We start from the raw sequence: 12,836 nt of genomic DNA, 5'->3' as shown, positions 1-12,836 counted from the left end.
GCCTGCGCGCCAAGCTGGGCGCCGACCACGAGCACCTGATCACCACGGTGCGTAACGTGGGCTACAGCTTCACCCTGGCCCGTTGACCTCAGACCGCACCCGGATCGTCGCGGTGTTCCTTCCGCCCCACCGGAAAGACGGCCGGGTACCTCCAGGGCAAGCGGGACAACAGAGGCCTCCGGTGACGAAGCGACGCCGAGGACATCGGCCACGAACCGTACTCTTGCCAGGCCGTCAGCAGGCAAGGGGCCCTGGGGATCCGGTCGTCGCCGCCCCCCCTCGATGCCCCGGCGGATCAGCTCGAACACCGCCGCGATCCGGGCCCGGATCGAGAAGCACGGCTTACCAGATTTGCACAGGGAACCGGACCCCCCGGCACGGACCTGGGGCCGGCGCAGGTACTGCGCACCCGGGTCGTGACTCCGTTTGACGGCCACCGGCGCCGTCCACTTCGTCGATCACCGACCCTGTCCGGGAAGCTCGTCCAGGGCAGGTCCCCGTTCCGCACCGGTGGCGAGAGATCGTCGCTGAGGCCGCGCCCACGAAATCCCTTCCGTTCGAGTCCGTGAGGTACCAAGGTGAACACCATAGTCACGATCAACATGAACAACGCCGCGCTGTGCCGGCTCGAGCAACAGGCCCGGACCGGACTCGATGCGACCCCGCTGCGGATCCGCACACAGCTGGGGCAACCCCTGAACGTCCAGGGCAGCAGGACAAACGTGGCGCGGCAGCCGCAGAGTTTGGCCGGGCTTTCGGCATCTCCGCGGCCGACCGCGCGCCCCACCACCGTCTGAACATCAGATAGGAGCATCTCCCGCCCCACGTCCGCCAGTCAGATCAAGCGCAGCGCTCACAAGCCTCAATCTCCTTCCGGCCCGTGGAAAACCACACCGGATCCGTGGAGACCACACCGCTTCTCCTCCCAGGTTGACGGGCCCGGAGCGGGGTCGGGAAGAACTGGTGGAGGGACACGTGGGCGATCGAACGATCACCAAGGCCCAAGCTCGACTGATCCGCACCGCGAAAGTCCTTCCAAGAACGAGTGGGCGCGCCGCGGCAGGTTTCGTGCCGCGACCAGTGGGGAGTGTGGTGACGGGCTCAGTCGAAGAGCCAGGTCGGTGAGACCAGGTAGCGCTCGGCCACGCTGACGGTGCCCGGGATCTGTGCGTCCCACAGCTGCGACGGCAAGGCGTCCGGGCGGTGGGTGGTGGTCCAGCCGAGCAGGGTCAGCCGGCGGACCATGCTCAGGGCGGCCGCGTGCGCCAGGGACTCATCGTCGAGGGGACGGACGGTGCGGTATCCCTCGACCCAGCTCTTGGCGATGTCCGGGGTGTAGGCCTCGTGCTCGATGAAGGACAGCGCGGAGGCGAAGTCGTAGAGAAGCCACGAGAAGCCGCAGTCGTCGAAGTCGATGACCGTGAGGACGTCGTCGTCGATCATGATGTTGGACGGGCGCAGGTCCGCGTGCACCAGGCCCCAGTACTCCGGGGTGTGCGGAAGGGTGTCCAGAACGGTGACGGCCGCGAGCTCGGCCCGTTCCAGGACAGTGGTCTCCCCGGTGGTCAACTCGGCCCGGCGCCAATCCCCCCACCGGCTCCGCTTCCCCAGCATGTCCTCGAGCCGCCAGGAGAACCGGGTGAACCCTGTCGGGGGCGCCCAGTGCTGCACTTGGTCGTGCAGGCGCGCCGTTATCGCGCCGATCCGGCCATAGTACGGGCGGGGATCAGCGACGTCCTCGAGGATGACGCCCGCCACGAAGGTGAAGGCCACACAGAACCACGGGGCACCGTTGGAGCCGGTGAAGGCGTGCACCAACTGTCCGGAAGCAGTGGGCACCACGCCGGGGACGTGCACCTGCGTGTCCTCCGCCAGCCGGTGCATCCAGGTGAGCTCGCTGGCGATCTGGGCGTTGTCGCCCACGTGACCGGGGCGGTGCACGCGCAGGATCCAGCAGGGTGTGCCGTCGACGTCGACGCGGAACGTGGCGTTCTCCGACACGGCCATCATCGAGATCAAGGTTCGTGCCGGGTCCAGGTCCCAGGCGGTGACGGCTGCCGCGACGATCCAGTCCGGGGCGGGGTCGCCGCGCCGGAGGTCGTCGAACACAGCCAGTGGTGAGGTGAAGGTCGTGGCGTTCACGGGATGCTCCTCGTACTGAGGAGGGATGGGCCCCGACGGCGAGTATGGCACGCCCTCGGTGGACTTCCGGCACCGATCCCGCATAGTTCACGCACCGGTTACACCGCGGGGGGCCGGAAACAAACCATTTAGTTACGGCGGCCTTATCGTCACCCGGTGTTAACGTGCCGGCGCCCGGAGCCGGCGCCGCTCGAACAGACTTGAGCCCATCGACACGACATCTCGAGGGTTGGGCCCCGCCGACATGGCCGTGCATCTCATGAGCACCAAAGGGTCGTCCCCACGACCGTGGGCGCTGGGACGACTTCCCGCGACGGCGCCGACATCGGGTCCTCGCCAGTCCACGACGTCGCTCCCATGCGGTTCCGATCACGGGGGCGACCCGACCATCCTGAAAGGACGTTTGATGAGCACTCCACTCTTCGATCTCTCCAGCACGAAAGTGTTGATTACCGGTGGCAGCAGGGGCATCGGGTTCGGCATCGCCTCGGTCTTCGCCGCCGCAGGGGCGGATGTCTCCGTCGCCGCCCGCAGCGCCACCGACCTGGACCGGGCGGTGACCCGGCTCGAGGACATGGGCTCGGGCCGCACCCTCGGCGTGGTGGTCGACGTGGCCGACCCGGAATCCTGCCGGGCCATGACGGGCGCTGTCATGGACGCCTGGGGCGGGCTGGACGTGCTGTGCGCCAACGCGGGGATCTTCCCGCAAGCGTCGTTGGAGACCATGTCACCGAAGGACCTCGACGACGTGCTGGACGTCAACGTGAAAGGGTCGATCTACTCCGTGCAGGCCTGCCTCGACGCGCTGACCGCCTCCGGCCGGGGGCGGGTCGTCCTCACCTCATCCATCACCGGCCCCACCACGGGGTATCCGGGCTGGGCCCACTACGGCGCGTCGAAGGCGGCTCAGCTCGGATTCATGCGGACCGCCGCCGTCGAACTGGCCCCGCGCGGCATCACAGTCAATGCGGTGCTGCCCGGCAACGTGGAGTCGGAGGGACTCCAGGACCTGGGCGAGGACTACCTGAGATCCATGTCCACCGCCGTCCCGGCCGGGCGCCTGGGGCGTCCGGAGGAGATCGGCTACGCCGCCGCATTCCTCGCCACGCGCGAGGCCGCCTATGTCACAGGCCAGATGCTCACGGTGGACGGTGGCCAGGTTCTCCCGGAGTCCTTAGACGCCCTTTCCCGATAATTCCCATCCATTGTTCCGTGCACACGACCGTGCACATCGTGATCATCAAGGAGGCTCACCCATGGCCGCGCGTTCCACCATCATGGACACCAACAGCTATCGCGCACAGGACGCCGCCAACCTCGCGCCCGGGGTGCGCCGCCTGACCGAGCGCCGTGACGAGGTGCTCGGAGCGTCGTACCGGCTCTTCTACCGCAACCCCGTGCACCTGGTCCGGGGGGCGGGTCAGTACCTGTGGGACGCCGACGGGCGCAAGTACCTGGACGTCTACAACAACGTGGCCAGCCTGGGGCACTGCCACCCGGCGGTCATCGCGGCGGTGACCGAGCAGATGCAGACACTCAATACTCACACGCGATACCTGCACGAGCGCATCCTCGACTACACCGACGACCTGCTCTCCACGATGCCCGGGGAGCTCGACAAGGCCATGTACATGTGCACCGGTTCGGAGGCCAACGATCTGGCCATCCGTGTGGCCAAGGCGTACAGCGGTGGCGAGGGCATGATCGCCACTACCGAGGCCTACCACGGCACCAGCGAGCTGACCTCGGGGGTATCCCCGGCCCTGGGCTCGGGCCAGCCGTTGAGCCCCACCACCCGCCTCGTTCCCGCCCCCGACGCCTACCGTCTGGGTCCCACCGCCGGACCCGACGGCGCCGGGCTCGGTTTCTGGTTCGCCGACCGGGTCCGGGACGCGATCGCGGACATGGAGGAGCAGGGGATCCGCTTCGCAGGATTCATTGCCGACTCGATCTTCTCCTCCGACGGGGTTCTGCCCGGTCCCGCCGGCTACCTTCAGGAGGCGGCCGAGGTGATCCACCGCGCCGGTGGCATCATCATCGCCGATGAGGTCCAGCCCGGTTTCGGGCGCACCGGCGAGGCATTTTGGGGGTTCCAGCGGCACGGGATCGTGCCCGACGTCGTGACCCTCGGCAAGCCCATGGGCAACGGCATCCCGGTCTCCGGGCTCGTGGCCAAGGCGGACGTGCTCGCCGCGTTCAGCGACACCATCCCCTACTTCAACACCTTCGGCGGCAACCCCGTGTCCATGGCCGCCGCACAGGCGGTGCTGACGACCATCCGGGAGGAAGGGCTGCAGGAACACAGCCGTGCGGTGGGCGCCCAGCTCCTCTCGGGCCTGACCGGCTTAGCCGGCACGCACTCCGCGGTCGGGGACGTCCGGGGCACGGGGCTGTTCATCGGCTTCGAGCTCGTCACGGACCGTGCCACCCGTGAACCGGACCGCGACCTAGCCCTGGGGGTGCTCGAACAGCTACGCGAACGCGGAGTGCTAACGTCTGTCGCGGGCCCGCACGGCAACGTGCTGAAGCTGCGCCCGCCGCTCGCGTTCCAGCCCGCCGACATCGACTGGCTCGTGGGCGCCCTCGACGAATCGCTCACCGCGCTGGGAGCGTAGCCGTCCCCGCGGAGGAGTGCGTGCACCATGAACAGCCAGGAGCCCTCGGCGGCGGGAAAGGTGCCCGCCGCCGAGCTGGCCTACGCCGCACTGGCCCGGCACTGCCGGATGGAACGGTTCCGGCCCGGTGAGCTGATCGGCAGCGAACGCGCCCTCGCCGAACACCTGGGCATCGGGCGCGCGGTCCTGCGCCAAGCCATCGAACGCCTGGAAGACGAGGGCACCCTCCGGCGGGTGCTCGGCCGGTCGGGCGGAGTGTTCTTCCACGACGGGCGCATCCAGCGCCATCTGAACACCGTGGAGGGCGTTCCGCAAATGGTGATGCACCAGGGCCGGACCATCGCCACCCGGGTGCTCGGCGCGACCATGGGACTGCCGCTGGCCGACGAGGTCCGCAACCTGGAGCTGACCAAGGACCAGCCCGTCCTGCGCATCCGGCGGCTTCGCCTAGTCGACGAGGTCCCGTGGTCCCTGGACCTGTCCGTGCTGCCCTCGGCGCGATTTCCTGGCCTGCTCTCTCACGACCTGACGAACTCGCTTTACCACCTGCTGGCCGGCGAGTACGGGCTGGAGCTTGATCGCGCCGAGGAGACGGTCGAGGTGACATCAGCCACGGACGAGCAGGCCATGCTGCTCGCGGTCGATCCGGCGGCGGCGCTGCTGGACATCCGCCGGGTGGCATGGGACGTGCACCGGGCGCCGGTGGAGTTCGCCCAGGACTTTTTTCGCGCTGACCGCACTCGCATCCACATGCAGAACTACGGAACCAACTGGAAGCGCACCGTACGGGTCGGCCGGTACTGATTGCAGTACAAGTAGCCGCTGAAACGCCGTGAACATCGCGCCACTGATGCAACTGCCGTGACTGCACCGGTGCAACCGGGAGCAGGTCAGAGGTTAGAGGCGCTCACCAGGCGGCCGGCGCAGCAGGGGCGATCTCGACGACGGAGCGCAGCACAGTGCCGGCCTTCATCCTCTCAAACGCGGGCTCCACTTCGTCGATGCCGATCCGCTCGGTCACGAAACCGTCCGGGTCCAGCCGACCGGCCCGGTACTGGTCCACCAGCATCGGGAAGTCCCGGGAGGGCAGCGTGTCGCCGTACCAGGCCGACCTGATCGAACCGCCGCCCTCGAACACCGGGTCCAGCGGGATCTCCCAAGTGTTGCCGGGGTCGGGCACCCCGACTAGGACCATGCGCCCCGCCAGGTCACAGGCCTCGAACCCCTGCTAGAAGGTCGGCGCGATGCCGACCGCGTCGATCACCAGATCGACCCCGAACCCGCCCGTGAACTCCCGGATCGCTTCGACGGGGTCGGCCTCCTTCGAGTCGACGGTGTGGGTGACACCGAACCTCCGTGCGACGGCCAGTTCCTCGTCGCCGAGGTCCACGGCGACGAACGTGGTGACCCCGGTCCGGGCGGCCGCATTGATTACTAAAATTCAACGGTCTTGCAAGGCAAGAAACCAGGAGAATTCCTCAGCAACCAGGAGAACCCCATGAGCCAGTACGGCACCGGTCCGATCATCAGATATCGGGCGTTGCGCCCCACCAGCTGGCGCAACGGTGGAGGAACGACGCGAGAGATCGCAACCCAGGAGATCGACGATGGCAAAGGATACGCCTGGCGACTGAGCCTGGCCGTGATCAACGAGGCGGGCTCGTTCTCCGAGTTTCCCGATATGGAAAGGGTTTTCACCGTGGTAATGGGGGGTCCGGTGACGTTGACGGTTGACGGCCGCCTGCACGACGTGGAGCGAGGAGCCCCCTTCCGCTTCCCTGGGGATGCAGCGGTCCAAGCTGAACTGCCCAACGGGCCCGTGCATGCCCTCAATGTGATCGCCCGCCACACCGTCGTCAGCGCGTCGGTGGTGGTCGAACAGTTGCGGCGGAGCCGTCCGCGCCCAGTCCTTTTCGGCCAGTGCGCCATCCTGCTGGCGGGGCGGGTGACCTTGGCGGTCGACGGCGCTGAACATGCGCTCGGCGTACACGACACCGTGCGCTGCCGTGGGCGAACCGCGGCCGAGCTCACCGGCGAGGGCCTCGTGGCAGTGGTGTCCTTCAGACCCGCGCATCGCTGACAGAGACCTTGGCCGCCCGCTCAAGCACTCCAGGCCCCGCCGGTGACAGGCCGAGGACCACGGGAGGCGACGCAGACATACGGACCACTTTCGGCTCCTTCATTTTTTACCGTCTCGAAACACCCGGTGCCCCCATGGAAACACCTCTATGGTTTATTGATGGTGAACACTGTTTCATAATGAGACACTAGCGAAGGATGTTCCCATGACCGCCACCGCTCCGCTGACTCGTCCCGCCACCGATCTCGACCTGGCCGCGCTGCCCACGCCCTCCCTGGCGGAGCTGGCCCGGGCCGACGGCGTCGACTTCCTCCTGGCCACTTTCGTCGACATGACCGGCCGCCCCTGCGCCAAGCTCGTGCCCGTCTCGGCCGCTGATGAGCTGCAGTACGACGGCATGGGGTTCGCCGGTTTCGCCGCGGGCATGATCGGCCAGGAACCCCAGGACCCGGATCTGGTCGTCGTTCCAGACTTGTCCTCTTTTACCCCGCTGCACTTCGTGAAAAAGGGCCTGGGCATGGTCCAGTGCGACCCGCACGTCAACGGCGAACCGTGGCCTTATGCGCCCCGCGTGGCTCTGAAGAAAACGCTGGCCAAGCTGGCTGAGCGGGGTCTGAGGCCCATGGTCGGCGCGGAGCTCGAGTACTTCCTGGTGAAGGCGAACGAGGACGGTTCCATCACCACGGCCGACGAACGCGACAACTCACCGCACCCCTGCTACGACGCCCGCGGGGTGACCCGGATGTACGAGCACCTGACCTCCATCTCGGAGGCGATGAACTCCCTGGGCTGGGGCAACTACGCCAACGACCACGAGGACGGCGCAGGCCAGTTCGAGCAGAACTTCGCCTACGCCGACGCGATGGTCACCGCCGACCGGGTGATCATCGCCCGCTACATCATCTCCATGCTGGCCGCCGAGGCCGGCATGACGGCCACGTTCATGCCCAAGCCCTTCACCGACCGACCCGGCTCGGGGATGCACATGCACCTGTCCCTGTGGGACGGGGACCGGCCGCTGTTCCCGGACCGCGACGACGTCCGCGGCCTGGGACTTTCGGAGCATGCCTACTCCTTCATCGGCGGTGTCCTCGAGCACAGTTCGGCGCTGCTGGCCTACATGGCGCCCACCGTGAACTCCTACAAGCGGCGCAACGCCCAGACCTCGGTCTCCGGAGCCACGTGGTCCCCGCGCAAGGCGACCTACGGTGGCAACGACCGCACCCACTTCATCCGCGTCCCCGACGACAAGCGCATCGAGTTGCGCGGCGGCGACGGCTCCGGCAACCCCTACCTCATGATGGCGTCCGTCCTCGAGGCCGGCCTGGACGGCATGGACCGGCAAGTCGACCCGGGAACCCCGTGCGGTCCCGGCGAGCAGCCCGAGGCTGCGGTGGAACTGCCCGCCACGCTGCTGCACGCGACCGCAGCACTGCGCCAGGACGAGGTGGTGCTGGCCTCGATCGGCGGTGACCGTGCGATCGGCGAGTACTACGCGAGGGCCAAGGAAGAGGAGTTCCTGTCCTGGCACAACCAGGTGAGCCAGTGGGAGCTGACCACCTACCTGACCCACTTCTGAGTCTTTCGACCCGGATCTTCCACCGAAGCACACCCGAGGAGAACCACCATGTGCGGAATCGCCGCCCTCCAGATCAAGAACCCGGCCCTGCGCCCCCAGCTCGGTGCCCTGTTGAACACCATGCTGTGCGAGGTGATCGAGCGCGGCCCCGACTCCGCGGGTATGGCGGTCTACGACAACCCGCAGCTCAACGACCAGGACTCCACCGTGCTGAGCCTGCTCGGCACGGACCTGGGCAAGACCCCGGCCCAGCTCGGGGCGGAACTGGAGCTCGAGCTTCCCGAGGCGGAGGTGTCGGTCGAGGTCCTCGGCAACACCACCCTGGTCTCCGGCAGGGCGACCTCGGCGGAGCTTACCGCCGCCCTGGACGCCGTGCTGACGGGATTCGACGTCATCGGTCAAGGCCAGCACGTGGCCGTCATGAAGAGCGTGGGCAACCCCCGCGACGTCGCCGAGGCGCACGACCTGGTGTCCATGGCCGGGTCCCGCGGCGTGGCCCACACCCGCATGGCCACCGAGTCCGCCGTCACCGCAGCCGGTTCCCACCCCTTCTCCGTGGCCGACGACCTGTGCCTGGTGCACAACGGGTCGTTCTCCAACCACGCCTCGATCCGCAAGGAGCTCCAGCGCACCGGGGTCGTCTTCGACTCCGCCAACGACTCCGAGGTCGCCGCCCGCTACATCGCCACCCGCCTGGAGGCCGGCGAAGACCTGGAAACCGCCCTGGAGAACCTCAGCGAGGTCTTTGACGGCTTCTACACCCTGGTCGTGACCACCAAGGACGGCATGGCCGTGGTCCGCGACCCCATCTCGTGCAAGCCCGCCGTCATTGCTGAGACCGAGGACTGGGTGGCCATGGCCTCCGAGTTCCGCGCCCTAGCAGAGCTCCCGGGCATCGAGAACGCCCGTGTCTTCGAGCCCGAGCCCGGCCAGGTCTACACCTGGCGCGCCTGACCCCCCCACGATCCCAGGAGGAATCTGACATGACCGCTGTCGCCCACGAACCCGCCCCGACCGCCGTCGAGACCGCGGACACCACAGTGGTGGATCTCGCCCAGTCCTCGGTGCGCGAACTCAACCAGGCGCTGCACGACCCCGCGGACACCAGCCCCGAGTGGCTGGTGCGCAACCCGGCCGGCAAGCACAACATCGCCGTCGGCATCGACCGACCGCTGACCATGACCGTCGAGGGCCACGTCGGCTACTTCTTCGCCGGCATGCACAAGAGCGCCGACATCACCGTCACCGGCAACGCCGGCCAGGGCCTGGCCGAGAACATCATGTCCGGGCGCGTCCACGTCAAGGGCGACGCCTCCCAGGCGGTCGCCGCCACCGGCCACGGGGGGCTCGTCGTCGTCGACGGCAACGCCTCCGCCCGCTGCGGGATCTCCATGAAAGGCGTCGACATCGTGGTGGGCGGCAACGTCGGGCACATGTCCGCGTTCATGGCCCAGGCCGGGCGCCTGGTGGTGTGCGGCGACGCTGGAGACAGCCTCGGGGATTCCCTGTACGAGACCCGCATCTACGTCAAGGGCACCGTGGCCTCCCTGGGCTCCGACTGCATCGAGAAGCAGATGCGCCCCGAGCACCTCGAGGAACTCGCCGAACTGCTCGCCGCGGCGGGGCGCGACGAGGACCCGGCAGACTTCCGCCGCTACGGCTCGGGCCGCACCCTGTACCACTTCAACGCCGCCAACTCCAGCGCCTACTGAGGAGACCCGCCATGACCATCACGGACTTCCACTCCCCCACTGCAGCACCCGGCGCCCCCACCCCGGGGCAGCTGGGCCTGCGCGAGTCGGCCACCTTCGACCGCGCCGCCATCGCCGACATCCAGCACGCCGCGGCCACCGGCGTCTACGACATCCGCGGCTGGGGCGCCAAGCGCAAGCTGCCGCACTTCGACGACCTGCTCTTCCTGGGCGCCTCGATGTCGCGCTACCCGCTCGAGGGCTACCGGGAACGCTGCGACACCGACGTCGTCCTCGGCGACCGCCACGCCTCCAAACCGCTGCACCTGGACATCCCCGTGACCATCGCCGGCATGAGCTTCGGGGCGCTGTCGGCCAACGCCAAGGAGGCCCTGGGCACCGGCGCCAGCGGGGTCGGGACCTCGACGACCACCGGGGACGGTGGCATGACCCCCGAGGAGCGCGGGCACTCCAAGACCCTTGTCTATCAGTACCTCCCCTCGCGCTACGGCATGAACCCCGACGACCTGCGCCAGGCCGACGCCATCGAGGTGGTCCTTGGCCAGGGGGCCAAGCCCGGCGGCGGCGGGATGCTGCTGGGCCAGAAGATCACCGAGCGCGTCGCGGCCATGCGCACCCTACCCGTGGGCATCGACCAGCGCTCGGCCTGCCGCCACCCCGACTGGACCGGGCCCGACGACCTGGAGATCAAGATCGCCGAGCTGCGCGAGATCACCGACTGGGAAAAGCCCATCTACATCAAGGTCGGCGCCTCCCGCCCCTACTACGACACCGCACTGGCCGTGAAGGCCGGGGCCGACGTCGTCGTGGTCGACGGCATGCAGGGCGGCACTGCGGCCACCCAGCAGGTGTTCATCGAGAACGTCGGCATCCCCACCCTGGCCGCGATCCCCGAGGCCGTACGGGCCCTCCAGGAGCTGGGGATGCACCGCAAGGTCCAGCTCATCGTCTCCGGCGGCATCCGCACCGGCGCCGACGTCGCCAAAGCCATGGCCCTGGGCGCCGACGCCGTGGCCATCGGCACCGCGGCCCTGATCGCCCTGGGCGACAACGACCCGAAGTACCAGCACGAGTACGCCGCCCTGGGCTCGGCCGCCGGGTACTACGACGACTTCCAGGACGGCCGCGACCCCGCCGGGATCTCCACCCAGGACCCGGAGCTCTCGGCCCGCCTGGACCCGGTCGAGGGCGGGCGACGGATCGCCAACTACCTGCGCGTGCTCACCATGGAGGCCCAGACCATCGCTAGGGCCTGCGGGAAGTCCAACCTGCGCCACCTCGAACCCGAGGACCTCGTGGCCCTCACGGTGGAGGCCGCCGCGATGGCCAAGGTCCCACTGGCCGGCACCACCTGGATCCCCGGGCTGTCCCAGTGAGAGCCGGCCCGTACGTGGTGGTCGGCGCCGGGCTCATGGGCGCGGCCACCGCCTGGCAGCTGGCCACCCGCGGCGAGGAAGTCGTGCTCCTCGAGCGCGACGTCCCCGCCGGGGATCAGGGCTCCTCCCACGGGTCGGCCCGGATTTTCCGCTACGCCTACCCGGAACCCTTCTACGCCGAGCTCGTGGTCCGGGCAGAGCCGCTGTGGGACCAGCTGGAGAAAGACTCCGGTAAGCAACTGATCGACCGGGTCGGCTGCGTGGACCACGGCCGCATCCGGCAGCCCGAGGACCTGGCCCGGGTCCTGGAGCAGGCCGGGGTGGAGCACGCACTGTACTCGCCCGCCGAGGCCATGGAGCGCTGGCCCCAGTTCATCTTCGACACCCCCGTCCTGCACCAGCCCGCTGCAGGGGTGCTCGACGCCCACACCACCGTGGAGGCCATGGTGGACCTCGCCGTGGCCGCCGGGGCGCAGCTGCACACCTCCTGGCCGGTCGCCTTCATCACCCGCTCCGGGACCGGATTCGTCGTCACGGGCCCGGACGGCGCAACCCTCGAGGCCGCTCATGTGGTGGTCGCCGCCGGCGGCTGGCTGCCGGACCTGCTGCAGCATCTGTCCCTGCCCCCGGCCTTCCTCGCAGGACTGCCGCGGTTCACGGTGATGCAGGAGAACGCCTACCACTTCCCCTACCGCGACGCCGACCAGCCCTGGCCCACCCTCATCCACAAGGACGACCTGCAGGTCTACGGCCTGCCGGGTGGACTCGACGCAGGGTTCGCCGGGCAGAAGCTGGCCGAGTACAACGGGGGCCGGCCGATGCGCTCGGCCGCCCAGCAGAACGGAGTGATCGATCCTGCCAACCGCGCCAAGGTCGTCGAGTACGTGCGGCGCCACCTGCCCGGTCTCGTCCCGGAGCCGTATGCCGAGACCACCTGCCTGTTCACCAACACCCCGGACGAGAACTTCGTCCTGGACTCTGCTGACAGCGTCACCGTGGTCTCCCCGTGCTCGGGGCACGGAGCGAAGTTCGCCCCACTCATCGGAGCCATGGTCGCCGACCTCGCCACCGGAGCGGGCGACGTCCCGGCCGCCTTCCGGCCGGGCACCGGGACGCTCGTGTTTTGAGTCTCCGGCCTCGCGCCACCACACGGCGTTTTTCTCTCACCGATCCGGCCGCAAAGGAAGCCTCCGATGGGCGAAGGTCTCTCCGCAGGGGCAGTGTGGCCGTGATCTATTTCATGAATCCCGCACTGGCGTTCTTCTACGCCGGCATGACCCGGGTGAAGTCGACGCTCAACATGCTCATGATGAGCGTCGTCTCGATGAACAC

Annotated in this window: 11 protein-coding genes and 2 pseudogenes; 11 read left to right on the top strand and 2 right to left on the bottom strand. The window is 68.5% G+C overall.

Annotated elements, in window-relative coordinates; genetic code table 11:
- Positions 1-86: pseudogene (locus tag RF647_RS18210) on the top strand (DNA-binding response regulator); the annotation flags it as partial.
- Positions 87-578: 492 nt separating this feature from the next.
- Positions 579-797, top strand: coding sequence for a hypothetical protein (locus RF647_RS18205; protein ID WP_368812950.1), 219 nt, complete (start codon positions 579-581; stop codon positions 795-797).
- A gap of 304 nt (positions 798-1,101) precedes the next feature.
- On the opposite strand, the gene RF647_RS18200 is transcribed toward RF647_RS18205, so the two are convergent.
- On the bottom strand, positions 1,102-2,142 hold the full coding sequence (locus RF647_RS18200) for a phosphotransferase enzyme family protein (protein WP_368812949.1): 1,041 nt from the start codon (positions 2,140-2,142) through the stop codon (positions 1,102-1,104).
- Positions 2,143-2,548: 406 nt separating this feature from the next.
- On the opposite strand from RF647_RS18200, the gene fabG reads away from it, so the two are divergent.
- From fabG to RF647_RS18185, 3 genes are all read left to right on the top strand, one after another.
- Complete coding sequence (fabG, locus tag RF647_RS18195) at positions 2,549-3,337, top strand: 3-oxoacyl-ACP reductase FabG (protein ID WP_368812948.1); 789 nt, start codon at positions 2,549-2,551, stop codon at positions 3,335-3,337.
- A 61-nt stretch (positions 3,338-3,398) separates the two neighbouring features.
- The gene (locus RF647_RS18190) at positions 3,399-4,757 is read left to right on the top strand and encodes an aspartate aminotransferase family protein (RefSeq protein ID WP_368812947.1); all 1,359 of its coding nucleotides are present in this window, start codon (positions 3,399-3,401) and stop codon (positions 4,755-4,757) included.
- Positions 4,758-4,784: 27 nt separating this feature from the next.
- Positions 4,785-5,561 carry a GntR family transcriptional regulator gene (locus RF647_RS18185; protein ID WP_368812946.1) on the top strand — a complete coding sequence of 259 codons (777 nt, stop codon included), beginning with the start codon at positions 4,785-4,787 and terminating at the stop codon, positions 5,559-5,561.
- 103 nt (positions 5,562-5,664) lie between these two features.
- Here the strand turns inward: RF647_RS18185 and RF647_RS18180 are convergent.
- Positions 5,665-6,198, bottom strand: a pseudogene (locus tag RF647_RS18180) (zinc-binding dehydrogenase).
- Between the two features lie 57 nt (positions 6,199-6,255).
- Here RF647_RS18180 and RF647_RS18175 point away from each other — a divergent pair.
- From RF647_RS18175 to RF647_RS18150, 6 genes are all read left to right on the top strand, one after another.
- Positions 6,256-6,837: a HutD family protein gene (locus RF647_RS18175; RefSeq protein WP_368812945.1), complete on the top strand. Its 582-nt coding sequence runs from the start codon at positions 6,256-6,258 to the stop codon at positions 6,835-6,837.
- 205 nt (positions 6,838-7,042) lie between these two features.
- Positions 7,043-8,416: a type III glutamate--ammonia ligase gene (gene glnT / locus RF647_RS18170; RefSeq protein WP_368812944.1), complete on the top strand. Its 1,374-nt coding sequence runs from the start codon at positions 7,043-7,045 to the stop codon at positions 8,414-8,416.
- A 48-nt stretch (positions 8,417-8,464) separates the two neighbouring features.
- Positions 8,465-9,370: a glutamine amidotransferase gene (locus RF647_RS18165; protein ID WP_368812943.1), complete on the top strand. Its 906-nt coding sequence runs from the start codon at positions 8,465-8,467 to the stop codon at positions 9,368-9,370.
- A 29-nt stretch (positions 9,371-9,399) separates the two neighbouring features.
- On the top strand, positions 9,400-10,128 hold the full coding sequence (locus RF647_RS18160) for a protein glxC (RefSeq protein WP_368812942.1): 729 nt from the start codon (positions 9,400-9,402) through the stop codon (positions 10,126-10,128).
- An 11-nt stretch (positions 10,129-10,139) separates the two neighbouring features.
- Positions 10,140-11,504 (top strand): FMN-binding glutamate synthase family protein, encoded by a 1,365-nt coding sequence (locus tag RF647_RS18155; protein WP_368812941.1) that lies wholly within the window; start codon positions 10,140-10,142, stop codon positions 11,502-11,504.
- Entirely contained in the window at positions 11,501-12,631 is a 1,131-nt protein-coding gene (locus RF647_RS18150) for an FAD-dependent oxidoreductase (RefSeq protein ID WP_368812940.1), read from the top strand. Before RF647_RS18155 ends, RF647_RS18150 begins: the two co-directional genes overlap by 4 nt.
- Positions 12,632-12,836 lie beyond the last annotated feature (205 nt).

Source organism: Kocuria sp. CPCC 205263 (assembly GCF_040981075.1).
Classification (GTDB): Bacteria; Actinomycetota; Actinomycetes; order Actinomycetales; family Micrococcaceae; genus Kocuria; species Kocuria rosea.
The sequence above is the reverse complement of the archived record's forward strand: the minus strand, read 5'-3'. Positions and strand labels throughout refer to the sequence as shown.

What these genes read in the sequence shown, in the direction of transcription:
- fabG (WP_368812948.1), top strand. Translation starts at nt 2,549, where the DNA reads ATGAGCACTCCACTCTTCGATCTCTCCAGCACGAAAGTGTTGATTACC.
- RF647_RS18190 (WP_368812947.1), top strand. Translation starts at nt 3,399, where the DNA reads ATGGCCGCGCGTTCCACCATCATGGACACCAACAGCTATCGCGCACAG.
- RF647_RS18185 (WP_368812946.1), top strand. Translation starts at nt 4,785, where the DNA reads ATGAACAGCCAGGAGCCCTCGGCGGCGGGAAAGGTGCCCGCCGCCGAG.
- RF647_RS18175 (WP_368812945.1), top strand. Translation starts at nt 6,256, where the DNA reads ATGAGCCAGTACGGCACCGGTCCGATCATCAGATATCGGGCGTTGCGC.
- glnT (WP_368812944.1), top strand. Translation starts at nt 7,043, where the DNA reads ATGACCGCCACCGCTCCGCTGACTCGTCCCGCCACCGATCTCGACCTG.
- RF647_RS18165 (WP_368812943.1), top strand. Translation starts at nt 8,465, where the DNA reads ATGTGCGGAATCGCCGCCCTCCAGATCAAGAACCCGGCCCTGCGCCCC.
- RF647_RS18160 (WP_368812942.1), top strand. Translation starts at nt 9,400, where the DNA reads ATGACCGCTGTCGCCCACGAACCCGCCCCGACCGCCGTCGAGACCGCG.
- RF647_RS18155 (WP_368812941.1), top strand. Translation starts at nt 10,140, where the DNA reads ATGACCATCACGGACTTCCACTCCCCCACTGCAGCACCCGGCGCCCCC.